General features: G+C 52.5%; 23 protein-coding genes. 16 read left to right on the forward strand and 7 right to left on the reverse strand.

Going from position 1 to position 22,829, the window contains the following annotated elements; all coding sequences use genetic code 11:
• Positions 1 to 4 precede the first annotated feature (4 nt).
• The 5 genes from rng to EOE65_RS10245 are packed head-to-tail and all read right to left on the reverse strand — an operon-like array spanning position 5 to position 4,535.
• Positions 5 to 1,477, reverse strand: a complete 1,473-nt coding sequence (rng, locus tag EOE65_RS10225) for a ribonuclease G (protein ID WP_127694368.1) — start codon at positions 1,475 to 1,477, stop codon at positions 5 to 7.
• Positions 1,478 to 1,515: 38 nt separating this feature from the next.
• A complete protein-coding gene (locus EOE65_RS10230) occupies positions 1,516 to 2,088 on the reverse strand; it encodes a Maf family protein (protein WP_276317514.1) in 573 nt (190 codons plus the stop codon).
• 16 nt (positions 2,089 to 2,104) lie between these two features.
• Complete coding sequence (gene mreD, locus EOE65_RS10235; RefSeq protein ID WP_127694218.1) at positions 2,105 to 2,590, reverse strand: rod shape-determining protein MreD; 486 nt, start codon at positions 2,588 to 2,590, stop codon at positions 2,105 to 2,107.
• Positions 2,587 to 3,441 carry a rod shape-determining protein MreC gene (mreC, locus tag EOE65_RS10240; protein ID WP_127694219.1) on the reverse strand — a complete coding sequence of 285 codons (855 nt, stop codon included), beginning with the start codon at positions 3,439 to 3,441 and terminating at the stop codon, positions 2,587 to 2,589. The genes mreD and mreC overlap by 4 nt, the downstream gene beginning before the upstream one ends.
• Before the next feature lie 56 nt (positions 3,442 to 3,497).
• A complete protein-coding gene (locus tag EOE65_RS10245) occupies positions 3,498 to 4,535 on the reverse strand; it encodes a rod shape-determining protein (RefSeq protein ID WP_127694220.1) in 1,038 nt (345 codons plus the stop codon).
• A 151-nt stretch (positions 4,536 to 4,686) separates the two neighbouring features.
• Between EOE65_RS10245 and gatC the strand changes: the two genes are divergently transcribed.
• The 7 genes from gatC to msrA all read left to right on the forward strand — a co-directional run bounded on the left by gatC (position 4,687) and on the right by msrA (position 10,528).
• Positions 4,687 to 4,974 carry an Asp-tRNA(Asn)/Glu-tRNA(Gln) amidotransferase subunit GatC gene (gene gatC / locus EOE65_RS10250; protein WP_127694221.1) on the forward strand — a complete coding sequence of 96 codons (288 nt, stop codon included), beginning with the start codon at positions 4,687 to 4,689 and terminating at the stop codon, positions 4,972 to 4,974.
• 34 nt (positions 4,975 to 5,008) lie between these two features.
• The gene (gene gatA / locus EOE65_RS10255) at positions 5,009 to 6,460 is read left to right on the forward strand and encodes an Asp-tRNA(Asn)/Glu-tRNA(Gln) amidotransferase subunit GatA (protein WP_127694222.1); all 1,452 of its coding nucleotides are present in this window, start codon (positions 5,009 to 5,011) and stop codon (positions 6,458 to 6,460) included.
• Complete coding sequence (gene gatB, locus EOE65_RS10260; protein WP_276317516.1) at positions 6,435 to 7,928, forward strand: Asp-tRNA(Asn)/Glu-tRNA(Gln) amidotransferase subunit GatB; 1,494 nt, start codon at positions 6,435 to 6,437, stop codon at positions 7,926 to 7,928. The genes gatA and gatB overlap by 26 nt, the downstream gene beginning before the upstream one ends.
• Positions 7,929 to 8,157: 229 nt before the next feature.
• Entirely contained in the window at positions 8,158 to 9,144 is a 987-nt protein-coding gene (locus tag EOE65_RS10265) for a GTP-binding protein (protein ID WP_127694224.1), read from the forward strand.
• Positions 9,128 to 9,517, forward strand: a complete 390-nt coding sequence (locus EOE65_RS10270; protein WP_127694225.1) for a hypothetical protein — start codon at positions 9,128 to 9,130, stop codon at positions 9,515 to 9,517. Before EOE65_RS10265 ends, EOE65_RS10270 begins: the two co-directional genes overlap by 17 nt.
• Positions 9,514 to 10,038 carry a DNA-deoxyinosine glycosylase gene (locus EOE65_RS10275; RefSeq protein WP_127694226.1) on the forward strand — a complete coding sequence of 175 codons (525 nt, stop codon included), beginning with the start codon at positions 9,514 to 9,516 and terminating at the stop codon, positions 10,036 to 10,038. The genes EOE65_RS10270 and EOE65_RS10275 overlap by 4 nt, the downstream gene beginning before the upstream one ends.
• A 16-nt stretch (positions 10,039 to 10,054) precedes the next feature.
• On the forward strand, positions 10,055 to 10,528 hold the full coding sequence (gene msrA / locus EOE65_RS10280; protein ID WP_127694227.1) for a peptide-methionine (S)-S-oxide reductase MsrA: 474 nt from the start codon (positions 10,055 to 10,057) through the stop codon (positions 10,526 to 10,528).
• On the opposite strand, the gene EOE65_RS10285 is transcribed toward msrA, so the two are convergent.
• Positions 10,525 to 11,436, reverse strand: coding sequence for a GlxA family transcriptional regulator (locus EOE65_RS10285; protein ID WP_240656969.1), 912 nt, complete (start codon positions 11,434 to 11,436; stop codon positions 10,525 to 10,527). The genes msrA and EOE65_RS10285 overlap by 4 nt on opposite strands.
• A gap of 392 nt (positions 11,437 to 11,828) precedes the next feature.
• Between EOE65_RS10285 and EOE65_RS10290 the strand changes: the two genes are divergently transcribed.
• Together EOE65_RS10290 and EOE65_RS10295 are read left to right on the forward strand one after the other, a co-directional pair.
• The gene (locus tag EOE65_RS10290; RefSeq protein WP_127694229.1) at positions 11,829 to 13,043 is read left to right on the forward strand and encodes an aspartate aminotransferase family protein; all 1,215 of its coding nucleotides are present in this window, start codon (positions 11,829 to 11,831) and stop codon (positions 13,041 to 13,043) included.
• 102 nt (positions 13,044 to 13,145) lie between these two features.
• A complete protein-coding gene (locus tag EOE65_RS10295) occupies positions 13,146 to 13,643 on the forward strand; it encodes a pilin (RefSeq protein ID WP_127694230.1) in 498 nt (165 codons plus the stop codon).
• On the opposite strand, the gene rlmF is transcribed toward EOE65_RS10295, so the two are convergent.
• Positions 13,640 to 14,629 (reverse strand): 23S rRNA (adenine(1618)-N(6))-methyltransferase RlmF, encoded by a 990-nt coding sequence (gene rlmF / locus EOE65_RS10300; protein WP_127694231.1) that lies wholly within the window; start codon positions 14,627 to 14,629, stop codon positions 13,640 to 13,642. The two genes, EOE65_RS10295 and rlmF, sit on opposite strands and share 4 nt — an antisense overlap.
• A gap of 204 nt (positions 14,630 to 14,833) precedes the next feature.
• Here rlmF and EOE65_RS10305 point away from each other — a divergent pair, with 204 nt between their 5' ends.
• From EOE65_RS10305 to astB, 7 genes are all read left to right on the forward strand, one after another.
• Positions 14,834 to 15,982 carry a D-alanyl-D-alanine carboxypeptidase/D-alanyl-D-alanine-endopeptidase gene (locus EOE65_RS10305; protein ID WP_206052656.1) on the forward strand — a complete coding sequence of 383 codons (1,149 nt, stop codon included), beginning with the start codon at positions 14,834 to 14,836 and terminating at the stop codon, positions 15,980 to 15,982.
• A gap of 57 nt (positions 15,983 to 16,039) precedes the next feature.
• On the forward strand, positions 16,040 to 16,459 hold the full coding sequence (locus EOE65_RS10310; RefSeq protein ID WP_206052657.1) for a putative signal transducing protein: 420 nt from the start codon (positions 16,040 to 16,042) through the stop codon (positions 16,457 to 16,459).
• A 200-nt stretch (positions 16,460 to 16,659) separates the two neighbouring features.
• Positions 16,660 to 17,889 (forward strand): hydrolase, encoded by a 1,230-nt coding sequence (locus tag EOE65_RS10315; RefSeq protein WP_127694233.1) that lies wholly within the window; start codon positions 16,660 to 16,662, stop codon positions 17,887 to 17,889.
• Entirely contained in the window at positions 17,890 to 18,903 is a 1,014-nt protein-coding gene (gene astA / locus EOE65_RS10320; RefSeq protein ID WP_127694234.1) for an arginine N-succinyltransferase, read from the forward strand.
• A 69-nt stretch (positions 18,904 to 18,972) separates the two neighbouring features.
• Positions 18,973 to 19,998: an arginine N-succinyltransferase gene (gene astA / locus EOE65_RS10325; RefSeq protein ID WP_127694235.1), complete on the forward strand. Its 1,026-nt coding sequence runs from the start codon at positions 18,973 to 18,975 to the stop codon at positions 19,996 to 19,998.
• Between the two features lie 2 nt (positions 19,999 to 20,000).
• Complete coding sequence (astD, locus tag EOE65_RS10330; protein WP_127694236.1) at positions 20,001 to 21,470, forward strand: succinylglutamate-semialdehyde dehydrogenase; 1,470 nt, start codon at positions 20,001 to 20,003, stop codon at positions 21,468 to 21,470.
• 8 nt (positions 21,471 to 21,478) lie between these two features.
• Positions 21,479 to 22,816 carry an N-succinylarginine dihydrolase gene (gene astB / locus EOE65_RS10335; protein ID WP_127694237.1) on the forward strand — a complete coding sequence of 446 codons (1,338 nt, stop codon included), beginning with the start codon at positions 21,479 to 21,481 and terminating at the stop codon, positions 22,814 to 22,816.
• Positions 22,817 to 22,829: the final 13 nt, after the last annotated feature.

Below are 22,829 nucleotides of genomic sequence, written 5' to 3' on the forward strand. Positions count from 1 at the left end.
GCGCCTAGCGCAATACCACATCAAACTGCTCTGGGCTGTACATCGCTTCCACCTGAAAACGAATGGTCTTCTTAATAAAGGACTCTAGCTCCGCCACATGATCCGACGCATCGTCGAGCAAATAGTCAACGACAGGTGCCGCGGCAAGCACGAGATAGGTATCTGTGTCGTAGGCACGATGTTGGCGTAAGATTTCACGGAAGATTTCATAACACACGGTTTCCGGCGTTTTAATCGTGCCGCGACCCTGACATTGGCTGCAGGGTTCACAGAGAATATGCTCCAAGCTCTCACGCGTGCGCTTGCGTGTCATTTCAACAAGGCCGAGATCAGAGACCCCCGTCACTTTACACTTCGCATGGTCTTTCTCGAGCACTCGCTCTAGCGTGCGCAACACTTGACGCTGATGCTCTTCAAGCTCCATATCGATGAAGTCGATGATAATGATGCCGCCAAGGTTTCTCAGACGTAGCTGCCGACCAATCGCAGTTGCAGCCTCAAGGTTGGTTTTAAAGATCGTCTCTTCGAGGTTGCGATGCCCCACAAAAGCACCCGTATTCACATCGACCGTAGTCATCGCCTCTGTTTGGTCAAAGATCAGATAACCGCCTGACTTGAGGTCCACTTTACGGCCAAGCGCTTTTTGCATCTCATCTTCAACGTTATACAGATCAAAAATAGGGCGCTCCCCGGGATAATACTCCAGGCGATCTGCTATTTCAGGGACGAGGGCTTGTGAAAACTCTTGGGCTTTTTGAAAGGTTTCGCGGGAGTCAATTCGCACACGCTCAATACCCGCTTGAGTCATATCGCGCAGCGCACGCATGTTGAGCGGTAGATCTTCGTATACCGCCGAGGGCACCTTCGCTTTCTTGGTCTTCTCCTGCACCGCCTGCCACAGGCGTTTGAGGAACTTAACATCCGCGATCAGTTCGTTCTCAGAGGCGCCTTCAGCAACTGTGCGCAAGATAAAACCTGCAGGCTCCTGCCCTTCCTCCTCGCTAGCAATACTTGCTTGAAGGATTGAACGCAAACGGTCACGCTCTTCTGGGTCTTCAATACGTTGCGATACGCCAACATGACTGCTGCCCGGCATGTAAACCAGATAACGGGAGGGTATAGAAAGGTGTGTAGTGAGACGCGCGCCTTTCGTGCCGATAGGGTCTTTCGTGACCTGAACCACCAGCGACTGCCCCTCTTTCAAGACATGTGAGATCGATAAGCTACTTTTGTCTTCTGGCAACTCACCTTGAGCAACAACATCTTCCACATGAATGAAGGCAGCGCGCTCTAGGCCAATTTCAACAAAGGCTGCTTGCATTCCGGGTAACACCCGCACCACCTTACCTTTGTAGATATTGCCCACGATACCGCGTCGCGCCGTTCGCTCGACATAGATCTCCTGCGGCATCCCATTTTCGATGACAGCAACGCGGGTTTCCATCGGAGTAAAATTGATTAAGATCTCTTCGCCAATACTTGCTGCCACAACTCTGTCCTATGTAGAAAAAGCTTCTATTTCTGCCAAACTTGGAGTCCGGCCCGCGTTAAGAGTTCAGCCGTCTCACACAGCGGTAAGCCGACAACTCCAGTATAACTGCCTTGGATATTAGTTACGAAAACAGCACCTAGCCCCTGTATGCCATATCCACCGGCCTTATCGCATGGTTCCTCGGTATCCCAGTAGCGCTCGCACTCTTCCATTGAAAGCACACGAAATGTCACCTGTGTTGTCACCACACGAGCATAAACACCGTTAACCGTGGCTAGCGCAATTGCCGTCATCACTTGGTGCGTTCGCCCCGAGAGACGCTGCAGCATGGAAGTTGCATCCGCACGATCAAGTGGCTTGCCAAGAATCTGCCCATCCACCGTCACCGTTGTATCCGAGCCTAACACGGGCAGGCCTTCCGTACACTGAAAGCCCGCTAGCGCTTTCTCTTGCGCCAGACGAAGTACGTAATCGCGCGCAGATTCATCAGCCAATGGCGTTTCATCAATATCCACTGGCGCCACACTAAACGTCACACCAATCTGAGCAAGTAACTCACGTCGGCGCGGCGACGCTGATGCCAAAACAAGTGTCAAGATGACCTCCTAACAATCAGGATACATGCAAAGCGCGCCGAATTCCGCGCAAGACAACAAAGACCCACGGCCAGATCAGCGCACTCATTACCGCAGGTAGGAGAATCACCAACCCTTGCCCCGACTCGCCTGAGAACGACTGAATCCAGCGAAATACCAACTGGTTGATCCCCACCAAGACAAGCACCATCATAGCTTGTTGCCAAATCGGAAACATGCGCAGGCGCTTGTGTAAAATCAATGTGATAAACGCCACTATCGTCAGCGCTAGCGCATTCATACCGAGTAAGCTCCCTTTGAGAACATCAAGAGCAAGGCCTGCCAGCCATGCCATGCCAATCCCAAAGCGATGAGGTAAAGCCATTACCCAGTAGATAACAATCATAGCCACCCACTCAGGGCGCCACCAAGCAAGAGAATCAGGTAACGGGAACTGACTGAGCAAGAACCCAACAATCAGGGTGCCCACGACGATTAAAATACCGGAGCGGCGCTCACTCATTGTGCAGCTGCCTCAGATGGCGTCGGGATATTGGGTTCAGCTGGTTCAACCATCAGCAGGTAACGGCTCTTATCCAAACGCGCAGTTGGGGTTGCCTTCACAACCGAAAAGGGTTTACCAGGGTCACGTACCACACTCGCTACCCGAGCCACTGGATAGCCATGCGGGAAGCGCCCGCCAAGGCCAGAGGTCACAAGCAGATCCCCCTCTTGGATATCTGCAGTATCCGGCACATGTTCAAGCTCAAGTTCGCCCAGCTTACCTTTGCCAATGGCGATGGTACGAAGACCGTTGCGGTTTACCTCAACAGGCAGGGCATGGCGCGCATCGGTAATTAGCATCACTCGCGATGTATAGGGTGCGACATCAATCACCTGCCCTAATACACCACCCGCATCCAGTACGGGTTGACCGAGAAAAGCGCCCTCTTCCTCACCCTTCCCGAGAATAATTTGGTGCTGGAATGGATCGGGATTTACACCAATCAACTCAGCTAGGTGCACTTCATTTTCAACGCGATTCTTCGCATTCAATAGCGCACGCAAGCGTTTGTTCTCTGATATCAACGCATCCATCTGCTGCACTCGCTCATCGAGCACAACCACATCGGAGCGCAGCATCGCATTCTCTTTCACCAGAGCACGCTTGCTGACCAGTACATCTGATAAGTCATCTGCCACGCGTGTCGGTAGATCCACTAGCCACTGCACTGGCGTTAATACCAGCGCCAAGACATTGCGCACATCGCGTGTTTTTGACTGATTGAGGTCGCCTAGGATAAAAACAAAAGCAAGAACGACAAGAAAAAGGAAGAAAAGGCGGGGAATCCCGCCTTTAAAAATTGGACTCATTCAGAAGCCTCCTTCTGAATGTTTAGTATCGTTGTCCGCATGCACACCTCACCGAATTACTCAGACGTGAGCAACTCGAAAGCATGCTTGTCTAACAACTCCAGCGCACGGCCACCGCCTCGTGCCACGCAAGTCAGCGGATCTTCAGCCAGAATCACAGGTAAGCCTGTCTCTTCGCTGATGAGACGATCAATGTCACGCAGCATTGAACCACCACCTGTCAATACGATACCGCGCTCAGCAATATCAGACGCCAGCTCTGGTGGGCACTGTTCCAGCGCGCTTTTTACCGCCTGCACGATCGCTGAGAGCGGCTCTTGCAAAGCTTCCAAAATTTCGTTGCTGTTGAGCGTAAAGCTACGTGGAATGCCTTCGGCTAAATTACGTCCACGCACATCGATCTCTAACACTTCGCTGCTTGGGTAAGCTGCGCCAATCTCTTGTTTGATGCGCTCTGCCGTTGCTTCACCAATCAAGCTGCCATAGTTACGGCGCACGTAGGTCACAATCGCTTCATCAAAGCGGTCACCACCGATACGAACAGATTCAGCATAGACAATGCCATTTAGAGAGATAACCGCGATTTCAGTTGTACCACCGCCGATATCGACCACCATCGAACCACTGGCCTCTTCAACCGGCAGTCCAGCACCAATAGCTGCGGCCATGGGCTCTTCAATGAGATAAACCTCACGGGCACCTGCACCTAGCGCAGACTCTTTAATCGCGCGGCGTTCAACCTGTGTCGATTTACAAGGAACGCATACCAATACACGCGGGCTAGGTGATAGGAAGCTGTTATCGTGCACTTTGCTGATAAAGTACTGCAGCATCTTTTCCGTAACGTGGAAGTCGGCGATAACGCCGTCTTTCATAGGACGAATAGCCGTAATATTGCCCGGTGTTCTACCCAGCATGCGTTTCGCATCTGCACCAACGGCCGCAACCGACTTTTGATTACCTGTTTGGCGAATCGCGACAACCGATGGCTCATCTAACACAATGTCTTTGTCGCGAACAAAAATCAGCGTATTTGCTGTACCCAGATCGATAGAAAGGTCGCTGGAAAAAAGACCTCTGATTTTCTTAAACATGCTGAATGGAAACCTTAAAGAGTTACAGGTATAGCTGATATATTTTAAAAACACGTAACTCTAACAATGGCAGGGTTTTAGGGCAAGAAACAAATATGGTAACTTACGCCTTTACGCGCAACTTACTCAGATATAAGTCAATGGAACACCTATGGCTCTAAATAGAACCGATGTAGAAAAAATCGCCCATCTTGCAAGATTGCAGATTGAGGAGAGCGACGTTCAAGCCTATGCGGACAACCTGTCGAACATCCTTGATCTGGTTGATCAGATGCAGTCGGTGGACACAACGGATGTTTCACCGCTAGCCCATCCTCTTGATGCAGTGCAGCGCTTGCGCGCTGATGTCGTGACCGAAGAGAACCAACGCGAGGCATTGCAAAGCGCAGCACCTGCGGTAGAGAACGGTCTCTTCCTTGTCCCGAAAGTTATCGAATAATTGTTACTGCCTGCCGATTTAGGATACCAACATCATGCACAATAAAACTCTGGCCGAACTGGCTCAAGGGCTCGAGCAGGGCGACTTCAGCAGTGTAGAGCTGACCCAAGCCTATCTGGATCGTATCGAGAGCCAAGATAGCAAATACAATAGTTACATCACCGTCACACCTGAACTTGCTTTGGAGCAAGCAGCGGCGGCGGATACTGCGCGCCAATCAGGAAATGCAGGCCCGATGACCGGCATCCCTGTTGCTCACAAAGATATCTTCTGTACCCAAGGCGTGCGCACCAGTGCCGGCTCAAAAATGCTGGACAACTTTATCTCGCCATACGATGCGACGGTGATTCAAAAGTTTAACGCCGCAGGCTGCGTCTCGTTGGGTAAAACCAATATGGATGAGTTCGCGATGGGCTCCTCAAATGAGTCGAGCTTTTATGGCGCCGCTCGCAACCCTTGGCATACCGACCACGTACCCGGTGGCTCGTCTGGCGGCTCGGCCGCGGCCGTTGCAGCAGACCTAGCACCCGCGGCAACAGGCACAGACACTGGTGGCTCTATCCGTCAACCATCAGCGTTTTGTAACCTCACCGGTTTGAAACCTACCTACGGCCGCGTCTCACGCTTTGGCATGATCGCATACGCCTCCTCGCTCGACCAAGGCGGGCCGATGGCAAAAACGGCGCAAGATGCAGCGATGATGTTAAATGTGATGGCAGGCGTTGATCCGATGGACTCAACCAGCGCAGACCACCCTGTCGCTGATTACACGGCCAACCTCGAGCAGCCGCTAAGCGGCTTGAAGATCGGCCTACCAAAAGAGTTCTTCAGCGATAGCCTAAACCCAGAGATCGCAGCACTGATCCAAGGCGCGGTTAAAGAGTATGAAGCGCTTGGAGCAACCGTCAAAGAGATCAGCCTGCCAAATACAGCGCTCTCTGTGCCAGCGTACTACATCATTGCGCCAGCAGAAGCGTCGTCTAACCTATCGCGCTTTGATGGCGTGCGTTACGGCCATCGTTGTGATGAGCCGAAAGACCTTGAAGATATGTACAAGCGCACCCGTGGTGAGGGCTTCGGAACCGAAGTCAAACGCCGCATTATGGTGGGCACTTATGCACTCTCTGAAGGTTTTTACGATGCGTATTACAAAAAGGCACAGCAGATTCGCCGTCTTATCCAGCAAGATTTCGTACGCGCCCTCTCGGAGGTTGATGTGATCATGGGGCCAACTACGCCGTCCCCGGCCTTCCGACTCGGTGAAAAAACATCCGACCCTGTCGAGATGTATATGGAAGATATCTTCACGCTTTCACTGAACCTTGCTGGCTTGCCAGGTATGTCTATCCCATGCGGTTTCAGTAACGGTTTACCCGTTGGTCTACAGATCATTGGTAACTACTTCGCTGAAGAGAAACTACTGAACGTAGCCCATAAGTACCAGCAGGCAACTGACTGGCATACACGCAAGCCAGAAGGCATTTGAGAGGAGCGATAAAATGGAATGGGAAGCTGTTATCGGGCTTGAGATCCACGCTCAGCTCGCAACCAACACTAAAATATTCTCCGGCGCTAGCACAGCGTTTGGCGCTGAGCCAAACACGCAAGCATGTGCCGTTGACCTTGCATTACCGGGTACACTGCCGGTCTTCAACGAAAGCGCGCTGCGCATGGCCGTCATGTTTGGTACGGCCATCGATGCACACATCGGCAAAGTATCGGTTTTTGACCGCAAAAACTATTTCTATCCTGACCTGCCCAAGGGATACCAAACGAGCCAGCTGTTCTACCCGATCGTTGGCGAAGGTCACGTTGACATTGAGCTTAGCGACGGCTCAACTAAGCGCATTGGTGTAACACGTGCTCACCTAGAAGAGGATGCGGGTAAATCTTTACACGAAGACTTTGCCAACATGACCGGCATTGATCTTAACCGTGCAGGAACGCCGCTTTTAGAGATCGTATCTGAACCTGATATGCGCTCTGCCGAAGAGGCGGTTGCGTATGTGAAGAAGATCCACTCGATCGTAACCAACTTGGGTATCTGCGATGGCAATATGGCAGAGGGTTCCTTCCGCTGTGACTGTAACGTATCCGTGCGCTACAAAGGTGAAGAGGCGTTCGGTAACCGCACCGAAACCAAGAACATCAACTCTTTCCGCTTCATCGAGAAAGCCATTAAAGGCGAGATCGAGCGCCAAATCGATCTATTAGAAGATGGCGGCACAATCACTCAAGAAACACGCCTGTACGACGCAGACAAAGACGAGACGCGCTCCATGCGCAGCAAAGAGGAAGCTAACGACTACCGCTACTTCCCTTGCCCAGATCTGCTGCCAATCGTTATTGACGATGATTACATTGGTGCAGTTCGCGATAGCCTGCCTGAGATGCCAGATGCGCGCCGCGCTCGATTTGTCGAAACCTATAGCTTGTCTGAGTACGACGCGGGTGTGCTATCGAACTATAAGTCGCTATCAGACTACTTTGAGACTGTCGTTGAGCAATCTGGCGACGCTAAGCTGTCGGCGAACTGGGTGATGGGTGAGCTTTCTAAACACCTCAACCAAAACGATACCGATATCACCGCAAGTCCCGTTTCCGCTGCAAACTTAGGCGGTCTGCTAAAACGCATCAAAGACAACACAATCTCTGGCAACATCGCCAAGAAGGTGTTCGAAATCATGTGGGCAGACGGCGGCACTGCGGATGAAGTGATCGAGGCAAAAGGCCTCAAACAAGTGACCGACACGGGCGCAATCGAGAAGATGGTCGAAGAGGTCATCGCGGCGAATACCGCTCAAGTGGAGCAGTATAAGGCCGCACCGGTTGAGAAACGCGGCAAAATGGTCGGCTTCTTTATGGGGCAAGTGATGAAGGTTTCTGGCGGTAAAGCCAACCCTGGCCAAGTACAAGGCCTGCTGAAACAGAAACTCGATGCACTCTGTGATTAACAGAACACGCTAGTACGAAGCCGGCAACTCGCCGGCTTTTTTGTCCATCCGTAAAAAAGGTAATTAAAAACCGACAAAAACCAACTATATTGTGAGTAACATCAGCCAGTTAACTGTAGGTTTAACTCCTAGCGTCGATAATAAGTTAAATACAAGACAACACCGAAGGTGTCTCGCTAGAGAGCGCAGCGTAGTTTTATCGCTCCCATAGCGGTTAGGAATATATGGTATGAAAAACTACAAAGTACTTTTTGTTGGCTCTCCAGGCTCAGGTAAAACGACCGCGATCCGCTCACTTAGCGAGATAGATGTGGTTGATACTGATGCTAACGTCTCCGACGCAGTCATTCAGCGCAAGCGCACCACAACCGTTGGCATGGACTATGGCCGGCTCCAGCTAAACGATAACGCAACATTACAGATGTACGGCACACCGGGGCAAGAGCGCTTTAAGTTCATGTGGGACTTAATGATGACCGACCTCGCTGCCGATGCTAACGCACTCATTTTGCTGGTCGACAATACCCGGAACTACCCGTTTAAGGATATCGACTTTTATCTCAGCGAGTTTTGGGACTACATTGTTCAGCGCCATTTCGTGATCGCGGTAACGCGCTCCGACCTTGATGACTCACCATCAGAAGCCGACTACCTCAATCGCATGAAAGAAAAGGGGATCTTTGCCCCAGTCACCTTTATCGATGCACGAAAATCCATGCATGTACTTGATCTCGTCGCCTCTGCCATCCGCCACGATGCCAATGACGTGGACTGGAGTGACGTCTCTTATAAAGTCGCTATGCAAGAGTTCGAGCGGCGTAACCCAGAGCCCGGATCAGCTCAGTTTGAGTGGCTGCTGCGCACCAAAGATGTTCCTAAAATTTCCTCAACAGATGCAGCCATGAATGTGCATGGGGTATTGGGCGCTAGCCAGTTCGACAGTGCAGGCAAAATGATCGGTACCACCATCGGCAACCCCGATTACCACCAGCTGTTTGATCGGCTGCAAACCACAGCTCAACAGATTGAGGCTAATGACACCGAACTGGTGGTCAAAAGCTTATCATTGCACGGCAGCAATCAAGACTCGGTATCCTTGTTTCGGGAACATGATCAAGGGCTTGGATTAGTTTCTAAGCCCAACTTATCGGTCACCCAAGTCCGCAATCAAGCAGACGACATCATGCAATGGAGTGAACATGTCTCAGTTACTTAAGAAGCTCGAGCGGATGTCTGGTGCCAAAATGAGCGCCATTGTTATGTCTGGACGCCCCGTTGTTTCGACCTTTAATGCGGAACAACAGCGATTATTAGAGCTAAGTAAAACAACCTGCGAGCAGTTACTCACCGACAGTGAGCAGCTGCACATTGTCACCGTTGAGGACGAAGAGACCGCCAGCTTTGATGAAGTCCATATGCAGGTCAATAGCGACTATGTTTTTGGCCTTCGGCTCAATCAGCGCGCCCTTTTTATCAGCATTGCCGATTCACGTAGTGACCTGCTCAAAACGCAAAAGACACTGCGCTCGGCACGTCGTGTGCTCAATAAGTTTGTCGATTCTGTTATAGCTCAGCGTAAAAGCTCGTGAATAAAGTGGTAGTGAGTACGGACTGGGCAGAGAGCTTCCCTTATGTCGCCAAGCACGACGCAAAGGTACTGGTACTAGGTTCAATTCCCGGCCAAGCCTCACTCAAACAAGTGCAATACTATGCGCACCCGCGTAACGCTTTTTGGCCGATTATGCAGGCATTATTAGGGCTGCCCAGCGAACTCGACTACACCGACCGGCTCACAGCTCTCAAAGAGCAAAAGGTTGCCTTGTGGGATGTGGCGCATCAGTGTCATCGCCCCGGCAGCCTAGACAGCCGCATCGACCAGCAAACGGTTGTACCCAATGCGATTGAGGCGTTTCTAGCGAATCACCCAGACGTTGAGCTGATTGCTTTTAACGGCCAAGCAGCGAGCAAGCTGTTCAAGCGCCACTTCCCAGCACTGGTGAAGAGCGATCTAATTCAACAGGTCACACTGCCCTCCACCAGCCCAGCACATGCATCATTATCCTTTGCAGAGAAGCTAGAAGCATGGCAAGTTATAGCGAAATATCTTTAAGTGCAGGAGTCACACTATGCATAAAGTCGCTACCTTCGCCGCAGGTTGCTTTTGGGGGATAGAAGCAAAATTCTCAGCGCTTGATGGTGTCATCGAAACCGAGGTTGGCTACATGGGCGGCCAACAAGACAACCCTGACTACAAAGCCGTTTGCACCGACCAAACCGGCCATGCCGAGGTTGTTCAAGTGCAATATGATGAGCAGAAGATCAGCTACGAGCAACTTCTCGCAGCGTTTTGGGCCATGCACGACCCAACAACGCTAAACCGACAAGGACCTGATGTAGGCTCCCAATACCGCTCGGCTATCTTTTATCACGATGAGACGCAACAACAAGAAGCAACTCAAAGTAAAAGCTACATGGATCAATCAGGCGCTTTCAGCGCTCCGATCGTGACTCAGGTGGTGCCTGCAGCCACCTTCTGGCGCGCCGAAGAGTATCACCAACAATATTTGGCAAAACGAGGCTTAGGCAGCTGCAGTATTTAGCCCTGTAATGAGGAGCGGCCAAGCCCTGTTTTTGGTTGCTCACTCCCCTCTCTTTTGCGCTCTTCGCGCGGCGTTACACCATAGTGATTACGATAAGCCGTACTAAAATAGGAAGCGCTCGAAAAACCACAGGCTAAGCCGATCTGTAGAACTGTTTTATCGCTTTGGCGCAATAGCTGCCTAGCATGCTCCAAGCGCAGATCAAGATAGTATTTAGAAGGTACGGTCTGCAGATGCTTCTTGAAAAGACGCTCTAAATGCCGCCGCGACACACCAACATGGTGGGCAAGATCATCCGTTGATAGTGGCTCCTCGATGTTAGCTTCCATCAAGGTTACCGCTTCGATCAGCTTCGGCTGGTTCGCGCCGATACGCGCTTTTAAGGGTATCCGCTGTTGCTCTTGCGAGCTGCGCATCCGCTCGTAGACAAACTGCTCAGACACCGACGCGGCCAACTCTAAGCCATGTTCTTGCCCGATAAGAAACAGCATCATATCCATCGCGGCCGTGCCACCGCTACAGGTGTAACGATCACCGTCGATCTCAAACAAGTTATTGGTGACTTGAGTGCTTGGAAACTCTTCTCGTAAGCTCGCTAAATCCCACCAGTGGATGGTGGCGCGGAAATTATTCAGTAACCCCGCACACGCTAGCAAATATGAACCTGTTCCGATACCACCAAACGCCATACGCGCGTTACCTTGGCGGCGCAGCCAGCCGATGATCGCTTCGTTTCCGGTGCGCGCAATGGGGCTCGCACCGCAGACAAAGATCGCATCGAGTTCAGGTAGATCGCCCAAGCTATGATCCACCAACGTTTTGATCCCAAAGCTGCTCGATACAGCATCGCCGTCATGGCTGATCAACGTCGTCTCGTAGAACTCCTCACCGGTAATCCAGTTTGCCATCCGCAGTGACTCTACCGCGGAGGAGAACGCTATCAGCGAAAAGTTGGGTAGCAGCAAAAAACCGAACCTTTTGGGTGCTGGTTTTCTGGCCTGCGTGGCATGTTTTCCCGTTGCCAACTCAAAAGCCTCACATTGTTTCATTTAGGTGCACATTTAGTGCGTAAGGATACTCAGCTGTACCGCCTAATACCTTAGTCACAGAGATAAATGTCAGCTTAGCGCAACTTCGTGTCGCGCTACAGAAATTATTGCTCTGTTTTCAAGGGCCTTTTTTACTGATACTGGTTATATAGCGATGGCAAGCCCTAAATAGTTTTGAAATTGCGGCATTGCTTAAAAAATAATCGGACATAACGCCAACGATCCGATCGATACAATAAGAGGAGTTACCCATGTCACAACCTACTGTTGACCGCGCACTGTTTGATCAGGTGATGGTACCTAACTACAACCCGCAACAGATGGTTCCTGTGCGCGGCCGCGGTTCGCGTGTTTGGGATCAAGCGGGTAACGAATATATCGACTTCGCCGGCGGCATTGCTGTAAACGCGCTAGGCCACTGCCATCCTGAACTGGTCGCAGCACTTAAAGATCAAGCAGACGAGTTATGGCACCTCAGTAATACGTTCACCAATGAGCCGGCTTTGCGTCTTGCAAAGCAGCTCACAGACAACACCTTTGCCGACAAAATCTTCTTCTGTAACTCCGGCGCAGAAGCGAACGAAGCAGCTTTTAAACTGGCGCGTAAGTTTGCCTATGACAACTTCGGCCCAGAAAAGAATGAAATCATCTCCTTCAAGCAAGGCTTCCATGGCCGTACGCTGTTCACAGTCTCTGTTGGCGGCCAACCTAAGTACCGTGAAGGCTTTGAGCCAGCACCCGGTGGCATCACCCACGTTCCATTCAACGATATTGAAGCGCTCAAGGCAGCAATCTCAGACAAAACCTGCGCCGTTGTTATGGAGCCAATTCAAGGTGAAGGTGGCGTTATCCCAGCGGATCCAGACTTTGCTAAGGCGGTGCGCGAGCTATGTGATGCCAATAACGCCCTGCTGGTTTTCGACGAAATCCAAACAGGTGTCGGCCGTACAGGTGAGCTTTACGCCTACATGGGTCTTGGCGTAACACCCGATATCCTGACCTCAGCAAAAGCTCTGGGTGGTGGCTTCCCGATTGGTGCCATGCTGGCAACAGACCGCGTTGCGCCAAGCTTGGGCTTTGGTACGCACGGTAGCACCTATGGCGGCAATCCACTGGCATGTACGGTGGCTGATAAGGCCCTTAGCTTGATCAACTCAAAAGAGGTTCTAGGCGCTGTTGCAGAGAAAAATGCGCTGTTTATCGAAGAGCTGAATAAGATCAACGCTAAGCACAATATTTTTTCCGAAGTGCGCAGCGGCGGTTTGCTAATTGGTGCAGAGCTTGTGGAAGCGTGGCATGGCAAAGCAGCTCAGTTCCTAGCTGCTGCACGTGAAGAAGGCTTGATGATTCTGGTTGCGGGACCAAAAGTGATCCGCATGACACCTTCATTGATTATTCCAGATGAAGATATCCGCGAAGGTATGGAAAAGCTAGAGCGCGCCATTGCACGCGTACTGGCAGCCTAACCCCTGAAAAATGCGGTAGCCCAGACGGGTTACCGCAGCGCTTTTGCCGCAAATTCTGCTATTCTTTCCTTATTAATCAACCACTCATAGCGGATAGCAGGGATGAACAACGCGATCAAGGTAGCCATCATCGCACTTTTAGCCATTGGAGCCTTACAGTGGTTCCGCGTTAGCGCCCCTCTTAATACGGCTCAAACGGCTAACCCTCCCACGTCCGTACCGCCAACAAAGGTCTACTACCTCTCAGAGCGCGATGCGAAGGGACTATCGATTATTGCCAACGCCATGGCTCTGGCTGCACCACTTAAAGCCGCAGCAACGGCATACCTAGCCAGTCACGACGAGCTTGCTACGTCTAATGCGCAGGTGGGCTTCCCCAAGCCCGAAAGCTACACAAACCGCTTTATCCGCAGTGCTGGCATCACTGCAAGCGGTGATATTCTCGTGATACTGAATAAAAGCTCAGGATTTGAAGGTGCTTCAATCACCCTGCGTCCAGAAGAGAATCAGCACGCAATGCTAATCGAGTGGAGTTGCTTCTCAACCAATATAAAAGGGCTAGAGTCGGTCATGCAGTGCCCGTACCGCCCAGCAGACTAGCTCACCACCCAATGTTGCTGAGCCCATGCTTGGCGCTCACCACTCTCCAAAAAGCTCCATGCCACAAAGCGGCTAATCTTATTACCCTGCGCCATTGGGACGGTTCTCACCTCTGCCGCACCGGCCTTTTTAAGCGCCTGATACAGCCCATTAAGATGCTCCTTTTTCGCCACCAGCGTGCTAAACCACAAGCATTGCTCGGCAAAGTCTCTGCTCTCAAACGCCATACGCTGAACAAAAAGCGCCTCGCCACCAGTGCACCACAACTCATGATTCTGGCCACCAAAGTTAAGTGCTGTGCTTGGCTGCTCTTTCGGCAGCGGGGAGCGTTTGCGGTTACGTTTAAGATTACGAGCTTTGCGCTGAGTACCAGCATTGGCCTCCTCTGCAGAGCTATGAAAAGGCGGGTTGCATAGCGTGACGTCCACCCGCTCGTGCGGTTTAATCACCCCGTTGAAGTAAGCACTTGGGTCCGTTTGTAAACGGCAATCAACAAGCGGTTTTAAGCGCCGGTTAGACGCCACAATCACCTTTGCCACCTGCAGAGCATCGTTTGCAATATCACTTGCGATAAATTTCCACCCATACTCAGCACTGCCTAAAATGGGGTAGATGCAGTTAGCGCCTGTGCCGATATCCAGAACCGATACCCGCTTGCCCACCGGCGTACGCCCACCATTATCTTTGGCTAACAGGTCTGCCAGATAGTGAAGATAATCGACTCGGCCCGGTACCGGAGGGCATAAGAACCCTTCTGGTAAGTCCCACATAGGCGTATCGTAATAAGCCGCCAGCAGAGCTTTATTCAACAACTTAACCGCACTGGGGTCGCCAAAGTTCAGGGTTAATCCGCCGCGCGGGCTTGGCAATAACTTATCTCGAAGCTCAGGTACCACTCTCACTAATGTATCAAAGTCATACTCGGCGCGATGAATATTACGTGGATGCAACTGCACCTTCTCGGTGTGGGGGGACTTGGTGGACATGAAAACGAGTCTCGGCATTGAGCAAACAGATCGCTCTATCATACCATGTCGTAACGATATACGGCGCGTTGCGGCGAAACCAAACGGAACTCACGCCACAATAGCACCTCATATAAGCGCCGCATCAACGCCACGGAAGATAGTTACCTAATGAAGCTAAATGTGATTAAACACTCTCTTTTTTTGCTTGCTAGCATCGTTATCATGGCAGGCTCAGTTCATGCACACGCCGACAACGCACTTGAGCGCTACCTAGCGGAGGTCTCCCGCAGCAGCAAAAACGCAGTCTTTGCTGAGGGCACTCGTTATCGCGATCCCATCGCAATTCGCGAAGATACCGCCTTGGTGCCCGCCTCGACTCTCAAGGTGCTAACCGCATACCTTGCGATTAAACGCTGGGGGTTACGGCACCGCTTCACGACTGAGTTCTATCTGGCGGACAACACGCTGTGGATAAAAGGCCTCGGAGATCCCTATCTCACCTCAGAAGAGCTAGACATTATTGCCACCCAGCTTCGCAAGCGCCACCCGCTCGCGATTAAGGCGATCGCCGCCGATAACACCTACTTCCCAGATATCCAATTGGATGGTCAAGGCGATAGCGACAACCCCTACGATGCCATAAACGCAGCGCTTTCTTTAAATTTCAATAGCTTAAAGTTCAAGCGCAACAACGGGAAGATCGTTTCGGCGGAACCGCAAACCCCCACCACCACAACGACACGCACGGTGGGTAGCAACTACCGGTTAACCAATGGAAAATCGGTACGTATCTCGCTTCCCGGTGATCGCGATAGTGCAGCACGCTACTTCGCAGAAGTCTTAGCGCAAAAACTCACCAACCAGCCGGTGCCTGTCAAAGTGGCCTCGGTGCCACCGGGAGCGCGGCTGATCTATCGTCACCGCAACAGCCATACACTCGAAGAGGTATTGGTTGGTATGCTCAAGTATTCCAACAACTTTATCGCCAACCAACTCTTCCTGATGATGGGCCACAACGGTCGCACCCGCCAAGTCTCTTTAGAAGCCGCTCAACAGTATGTGCAAACCCAAAGCGAGATTACGTTTGGCTGGCCATCACTGGCCATCTTCGAGGGCGCAGGTTTATCACGCCAAAACCGCCTAAGCGCTCAGCAATTGATCGACATTCTCGAGGTATTTAGACCATGGCGGCATCTACTGCCTGCGCATAATGGCAAAGTGCGCGCCAAAACCGGAACGCTCAGCGGCGTGCGCACCTATGCAGGCTACTATCAAGATCAAGATGCACAGTGGCGCTCATTTGCGCTGCTGCTGAACAAACCCATCACTTATCGCTTTCGCTACCGCTTTGCCGAATCGCTGGCACATTGAGCCGATGAAACCGGTTACCGAACCCACGGTCTAAACGATGGACACAAGGAGGATACGATGCTGACCACCATTGCACATTACGATTATCCCCATGAAGCCCATATTGCCCGAGCCAAGCTAGAATCAGAGGGGATACCCGCGGTACTGGCCGATGAGCAAACCATCACCATGCAGTGGCTTTATGCCCAAGCCTTGGGTGGTGTAAAACTGCAAGTTCCCGCTTCAGCCGCCGAGACAGCACTGGCCCTGCTGGCAGAGGATCGCTCCCATGCCGTGGACCAAGAGCAAGGCATCACCAGTGATGACCTCTGCCCGGCCTGCCAAAGCCGCCACCTATCGACCCATACCAAGGGAAAGCGTGTCGCTTTTCTCGTATTCCTTGGTTTGGACTTTCCCTTATTCCCCGTAAGTCACTATCGCCAATGTGATGACTGCGGGCATATCATCCCCTCATCCACGGAAAACACAGCACAGTAAAGCACGGTTGACAGCACGCAACGCACTTTACTTATTACGACACTCGCACCACCTGCAAGGTCGCATTAGCTAAAATTTCATAAAATCGCCGCGCTTAGACCCGCTTTTTAGGTCCGAATTCTTAAAACAAGGTCGCATGGACGACAGCAGTCACCCTTTTTCTCACCAATAATGTTGGTATGAGAGAAAAGGATAGGACGATGAACGCAGACTTTGCACCTTGGTTAGACTGGATCGACAGCCAACAAGATACGATGTTGGCTCGCACAATCGCACTTGCTGAGATCAACTCAGGCAGCTTGAACTACGCAGGCGTCAACGCCGTGGGTAAACAGTTGATCGAATATGCAGCCAAACTAGAGGGGCATGTCGAAGTTTTGCCGGTGGCGCCCTATGAGTTTGTTAACGCCAGTGGCGATGTCGAGCAGACACCGCTAGGTGATGCCGTGCGGATCACGAAACGTCCTGAAGCACCGTTGCAGATATTTTTCTGCGGCCACATGGATACTGTTTTCCCGATCGACCACCCTTTCCAAACAATGACATGGCTCGATGACAACACCCTCAACGGACCGGGCGTAGCCGACCTAAAGGGTGGTTTAATGATCATGGTGACGGCGCTTGAAGCGTTAGAACGCTCGCCATGGGCTGATCAGATTGGCTGGGAAATTTTGTTTAACCCAGATGAAGAGATCGGCTCCCCCGGATCTGCTCAACTGATTGCCGACGCAGCAACCCGCGTCGATCTGGGTATGATCTACGAACCCTGTATGCCGGATGGCACGCTTGCCGGTGCGCGCAAAGGCAGCGGTAACTTTAGCCTTGTGGTGCGTGGTAAAGCCGCTCATGCTGGACGCGAGCACCATCTCGGCCGCAACGCGATTCGCGCCATGGCAGACTTTATCGCGGCGCTGGATGATCTCAATGGTCAGCGTGAAGGCGTCACCATCAATCCCGGCTTTATCGAAGGCGGCGGCGCGGTCAATATTGTGCCGGATCTTTGTTTATCACGTTTCAACATCCGCCTAGAGCGCCCTGAAGATGAGCAGTGGTGCCTAGATAACATTGCGAGCATTCTCAACGAGATCAACGGCCGCGATGGCATCAGCGCGGAACTACATGGCGGTTTTGGCCGCAAACCCAAAGTGCTCACACCCGCTAACCAAAAGCTATTTGAGCTTGCCAAATCCTGTGGCGCAGAGTTGGGTATGACGATTGAATGGAAGCCAACTGGCGGCTGTTGCGATGGCAATAACCTAGCTGCGGCAGGCATTCCCAATATCGATACGCTGGGCGTGCAAGGTGGCAAAATTCACTCCAGTGATGAGTACATGCTGGTTGATAGCCTCTCCCAAAGAGCGCGCTTGAGCGCACTGATGCTGATGCGTCTGGCGACCGACACCGATCTTAGCTGGCTGAAGGAGCGCTAAATGCTCATTATTCGCCCCCTCGCTTATCCCGACCTGCCCGCCCTTGAGCGGCTAGCCATCGTTTCAGGTGGCAGCATGACCACGCTGCCCGCTAACCGAGATCACCTGAATGAACTGATCATGCGCACGCAAAACTCAATGCGCAAAGCGGTAGAGCAGCACCATGACGAAAGCTATCACTTTGTGATGGAAGATACGGAGCATGGCGAGATAGTTGGTGTTTGCGGTATTGATGCCAGCGTCGGTCTCAATGGCCCATTTTATAGCTATCGCATGGAGGAGGTTGTCCACGCCTCCAGCGAACTGCAAATTCATAACAGAGTGCCAGCGCTGCATTTGTGCCAAGACTACACGGGCTCAGCACGCCTTTGTACGCTGTTTTTAGATGGCGAACACCGCAACGAAACCAACTTGCAGCTGCTCTCGCGCTCACGCTTGCTCTTTATTGCCCAGCACCGCCAACGTTTCGCAAACCGTTTGATCGCCGAACTACAGGGTGTCGCCGATGAGCAGAACCGATCACCCTTCTGGGAATCGCTGGGAAGCCACTTCTTCAGCATGGACTTCACCAAGGCCAACTACCTAACGGGGATCAATTCTAAGGGGTTCATCGCCGACCTGATGCCCCACTACCCCGTCTATGTGCCGCTCCTAAGCCAAGAAGCACAGCACGCGCTGGGACAACCGCGCCCGGATATGGCCCCCGTGAAAGCCTTGCTTGAGCGTGAAGGCTTTGTCTATCGAAACTATGTCGATATTTTCGATGCAGGCCCAACACTCGAGAGCCGTGTGGATGCGCTACATAGCATCACGACAAGCCAACTGTGTACGCCAGCGATCACCACTCAGCGCGACGCCACTGCGCTACAACAGGTGCTCGTAGCGAATACCGAGACCGCAGCGTTTCGCTGCATTCTCACCGAACTCGATCCAGCACAGCCGACGTTGCTACAAGCTGAAGCCGACGCGCTTCAACTAACGCCCGGTGCGGCGGTGCGTTTAGTCGCCGTATAGCGATTCAAAAAACGATAAACAGGCCCAAGTTGGGCTGCATCGACATAACAATAGGAGAACATTGCAACGATGATGGTTGTTCGTCCCATTCAAGCTGAAGATCACGCTGCCCTGCGGGAACTCGCACGTAACACAGGCACCGGCTTCACATCTTTGCAGGATAACGATGAGCAGGTTGCAGCGAAACTCGAAGCAGGCTTAGCCGCTTTTGATGCCGCAACTCCGCTAGAGGAAGCCCTATACCTGTTTGTCATGGAAGATACGGATACCGGTGATGTGGTTGGTATCTGCGGTATTGAATCTGCAGTTGGCCTCTCTGACCCTTGGTATAACTACCGTGTGGGGACGCTTGTCCACGCATCACGGGAGCTAAGCGTCTATAACCAGATCAGCACGCTAACGATCACCAATGACCACACCGGCTACTCTGAGTTGTGCACCCTGTTTTTGCTGCCCGAAGCACGGCACAGCAAGCACGGCTCGTTGCTGTCTAAATCGCGCTTTATGTTTATGGCGGAGTTCCCGCAGCGTTTCAGCGAGCACGTTATCGCCGAAATGCGCGGTTACTCGAAAGACAGTGTTTCGCCATTTTGGGAGGGTTTGGGCCGCCACTTTTTCTCGATCGATTTTGCCCAAGCCGATCAGCTCTCCTCCATGGATAAGATCTTTATTGCGGAGCTGATGCCAAAGAACACCATCTACACAAACTTGCTGCCTAAAGAGGCGCAAGAGGCGATTGGCAAAACGCACGAAAACACTACACCCGCACGACGTTTGCTGGAAAACGAAGGGATGCGCTACACCGGCTATATCGATATTTTCGATGGTGGCCCAACGCTGGAGGCGCGGGTCAACGATATTCGTGCCGTTCAAGAGAGCCAGTACGTCAAAGTTCATATCGATAGCGCTGAACCCGAGGGTGAGCTGTACCTCGTGAGTACCACGGATTTTGCTAGCTTCCGCTGCACCATGGCTCCTCTGACGCGCGTCAGCAACAACCTTATCAGCGTCACACCTGCTGTCGCTAGCGCCCTAAATGTAACCGAAGGCACCACCGTACGTATTGTACCGCTGTCCTCTGGAAGGAGATTCTAATCATGACATCATCACTTTTTATCAACGGCCAATGGGAACAAGGTGCCGGCGCCGCATTTAGCTCAATCAACCCAGCCACGGGCGAGGCAGTATGGCAAGGTCATGCAGCCAGCCCCGCTCAGGTTGACCAAGCCATTCAAGCCGCGCGTGACGCGTTCACCGCATGGGCAGACCTAAGCTTTGCCGAACGCTGCGAGCAAGTACAACGCTATGCGGACGAGCTAAAAGCCAACAAAGAGCTGATCGCAAAAACGATTGCCGCTGAAACCGGTAAGCCATATTGGGAAACATTGACTGAAGCGGCGGCCATGGCGGGCAAAATCGATATCTCGATTAAAGCCGCAACCGAGCGTACCGGCGAGCGTGAAAGCGATATGCCCGGCGCGAAAGCAGTGCTACGCCACAAACCCCACGGTGTGGTTGCCGTGTTTGGCCCATATAACTTCCCGGGTCATCTACCTAATGGCCATATCGTTCCAGCGCTGCTCGCAGGCAATACCGTGGTGTTAAAGCCCAGTGAACTAACGCCTCATGTGGCTCAGTTGATGGTGCAATTGTGGGAGAAATCGGGCCTACCGGCAGGCGTGCTGAACCTCGTTCAGGGCGAGAAAGAGACCGGTATCGCGCTGGCGCAACATGCGGGTATTGATGGCTTATTCTTTACCGGTAGCTCCCGTACGGGCCACATCCTGCACGAGCAGTTCGCAGGTCACCCCGGTAAGATTCTGGCGCTTGAGATGGGCGGCAACAACCCACTGATCATCGACGAAGTCGCAGACGTAAAAGCAGCTGTACACGAGACGATTCAATCAGCTTACATCACCTCAGGCCAACGCTGCACATGTGCACGCCGCCTCTTTGTTCCAGCAACGGAATGGGGAGACCGCTTCCTTGAGCAACTCACAAGCGCCGTGAGCCAGATCGAGGTGGGGGATGCATTCGCAGAGCCGGCACCCTTTATGGGGAGTTTAATCTCTGAAGCAGCCGCTGATGGTATGGTTGCAGCACAAGAAACGCTTCGCGAACTGGGTGCTCAATCGCTTGTTGAACTGACCAAGCTTAAAGCGGGTACAGGCTTAGTATCGCCGGGCTTAATTGATGTTACCGCTATCGCAGAACTGCCGGATGAGGAGTACTTCGGTCCATTGCTTCAGGTGATTCGCTACCGCGATTTCGATACCGCTATCGCTCAAGCAAACGCCACCTCCTATGGCCTATCCGCCGGTATCTTCAGCGACGATGAAGCCACCTATCAGCGTTTCTATCGCCGTATCCGTGCCGGTATTGTGAACTGGAACAAGCAACTGACCGGAGCCAGCAGCGCAGCGCCCTTTGGCGGCATTGGCGCCAGCGGGAACCACCGCGCGAGCGCTTACTATGCAGCCGACTACTGTGCTTACCCTGTAGCCGGTATCGAAGCTGATGCGCTCGCTCTGCCAGCGACGTTATCACCAGGACTTAAAATAGACTGAGGTGCGCCATGACACATGCAGTAGAAGCAAACTTTGATGGCTTAGTTGGCCCGACGCACAACTACGCGGGCCTGTCGTTTGGCAACGTTGCCTCAACACAGAATAGCGCCCAACTGTCTAGCCCTAAACAAGCGGCCCTGCAGGGCTTGGCGAAGATGAAAGCACTCCACGATATGGGGATGTTGCAAGGCGTGTTGGCACCTCAAGAGCGCCCTGATATTCATACTCTGCGCCGCTTAGGGTTCTCAGGTAGCGATGCGGATGTGCTGGCACAAGCCGCACGTCAAGCACCGCGTGTGCTGGCAGCCTGTTGCTCAGCTTCGAGCATGTGGACGGCCAACGCGGCCACCGTATCGCCCAGTGCAGATACCGTAGATGGCCGGGTGCACTTTACGCCCGCCAACTTGACGAACAAGTTCCACCGCTCGATTGAGCACAAGGTAACGGGCAATATCTTGCGCGCAACCTTTGCCGACAGCCAATACTTCGCGCACCATGATGCGCTGCCAGGTGTTGAGCACTTTGGAGATGAGGGTGCAGCAAACCACACCCGCTTCTGCCATGAATACGGCAATCAAGGGGTCGAGTTCTTCGTCTTTGGCCGTTATGCATTCGATGGCAGCAAACCGGCCCCAACCGTGTTTCCTGCACGCCATACCTACGAGGCATCAGAGGCGGTGGCGCGTTTACACGGGCTGGATCCAGACCATGTGGTGTATGCGCAGCAAAATCCGGCGGTCATTGATCAAGGCGTTTTCCACAACGACGTTATCGCGGTGGGCAATCGCCAAGTCCTGTTTTGCCATGAGCAGGCGTTTCTAAATCAGGCGGAAGTGATCAATCAATTGTCACGCAAAATGGATGATCAGTTCCAAGTGATTCAAGTCCCGACGAGCGATGTTTCGGTTGACGATGCCGTGCGCAGTTACCTGTTTAACAGCCAACTGCTCTCGGTCGGTGGTGAGACCCACCTCGTCATTCCTGAGGAGTGTCGTAACAACGCCGCAGTATGGCGCTATTTACAGCAACTAGAGAGCGGCCCTGCGCCCATCAGCAAACTGCATGTGTTTGATCTAAAACAGAGCATGAGCAACGGTGGAGGCCCGGCATGCTTGCGTCTGCGGGTGGTCTTGAACAGTGCAGAACAGCAAGCCTGCAATCAGAACACCCTGATGAGCGAGGCGCTCTACAGCCGTTTAACCACGTGGGTGAAACAGCACTATCGTGACCAGTTGAGCGAGGCGGACCTTGCTGATCCGCAACTGCTGAACGAATCCCGCACCGCATTGGATGAGTTAACACAGATCCTGAAGCTAGGCTCAGTTTATCCTTTCCAGCAGGTTTAATCTGCTATCCGCA

It is taken from the genome of Neptunomonas marina (genome assembly GCF_004005935.1).
GTDB classification, from domain to species: Bacteria; Pseudomonadota; Gammaproteobacteria; order Pseudomonadales; family Balneatricaceae; genus Neptunomonas; species Neptunomonas marina.

What these genes read in the sequence shown, in the direction of transcription:
- EOE65_RS10305 (WP_206052656.1), top strand. Translation starts at nt 14,834, where the DNA reads ATGGCAGGCTCAGTTCATGCACACGCCGACAACGCACTTGAGCGCTAC.
- EOE65_RS10310 (WP_206052657.1), top strand. Translation starts at nt 16,040, where the DNA reads ATGCTGACCACCATTGCACATTACGATTATCCCCATGAAGCCCATATT.
- msrA (WP_127694227.1), top strand. Translation starts at nt 10,055, where the DNA reads ATGCATAAAGTCGCTACCTTCGCCGCAGGTTGCTTTTGGGGGATAGAA.
- astB (WP_127694237.1), top strand. Translation starts at nt 21,479, where the DNA reads ATGACACATGCAGTAGAAGCAAACTTTGATGGCTTAGTTGGCCCGACG.
- astD (WP_127694236.1), top strand. Translation starts at nt 20,001, where the DNA reads ATGACATCATCACTTTTTATCAACGGCCAATGGGAACAAGGTGCCGGC.
- EOE65_RS10265 (WP_127694224.1), top strand. Translation starts at nt 8,158, where the DNA reads ATGAAAAACTACAAAGTACTTTTTGTTGGCTCTCCAGGCTCAGGTAAA.
- EOE65_RS10295 (WP_127694230.1), top strand. Translation starts at nt 13,146, where the DNA reads ATGAACAACGCGATCAAGGTAGCCATCATCGCACTTTTAGCCATTGGA.
- EOE65_RS10285 (WP_240656969.1), bottom strand. Translation starts at nt 11,436, where the DNA reads ATGGCAAACTGGATTACCGGTGAGGAGTTCTACGAGACGACGTTGATC.
- gatA (WP_127694222.1), top strand. Translation starts at nt 5,009, where the DNA reads ATGCACAATAAAACTCTGGCCGAACTGGCTCAAGGGCTCGAGCAGGGC.
- EOE65_RS10315 (WP_127694233.1), top strand. Translation starts at nt 16,660, where the DNA reads ATGAACGCAGACTTTGCACCTTGGTTAGACTGGATCGACAGCCAACAA.
- gatC (WP_127694221.1), top strand. Translation starts at nt 4,687, where the DNA reads ATGGCTCTAAATAGAACCGATGTAGAAAAAATCGCCCATCTTGCAAGA.
- EOE65_RS10270 (WP_127694225.1), top strand. Translation starts at nt 9,128, where the DNA reads ATGTCTCAGTTACTTAAGAAGCTCGAGCGGATGTCTGGTGCCAAAATG.
- mreC (WP_127694219.1), bottom strand. Translation starts at nt 3,441, where the DNA reads ATGAGTCCAATTTTTAAAGGCGGGATTCCCCGCCTTTTCTTCCTTTTT.
- rlmF (WP_127694231.1), bottom strand. Translation starts at nt 14,629, where the DNA reads ATGTCCACCAAGTCCCCCCACACCGAGAAGGTGCAGTTGCATCCACGT.
- mreD (WP_127694218.1), bottom strand. Translation starts at nt 2,590, where the DNA reads ATGAGTGAGCGCCGCTCCGGTATTTTAATCGTCGTGGGCACCCTGATT.
- EOE65_RS10290 (WP_127694229.1), top strand. Translation starts at nt 11,829, where the DNA reads ATGTCACAACCTACTGTTGACCGCGCACTGTTTGATCAGGTGATGGTA.
- astA (WP_127694235.1), top strand. Translation starts at nt 18,973, where the DNA reads ATGATGGTTGTTCGTCCCATTCAAGCTGAAGATCACGCTGCCCTGCGG.
- EOE65_RS10245 (WP_127694220.1), bottom strand. Translation starts at nt 4,535, where the DNA reads ATGTTTAAGAAAATCAGAGGTCTTTTTTCCAGCGACCTTTCTATCGAT.
- astA (WP_127694234.1), top strand. Translation starts at nt 17,890, where the DNA reads ATGCTCATTATTCGCCCCCTCGCTTATCCCGACCTGCCCGCCCTTGAG.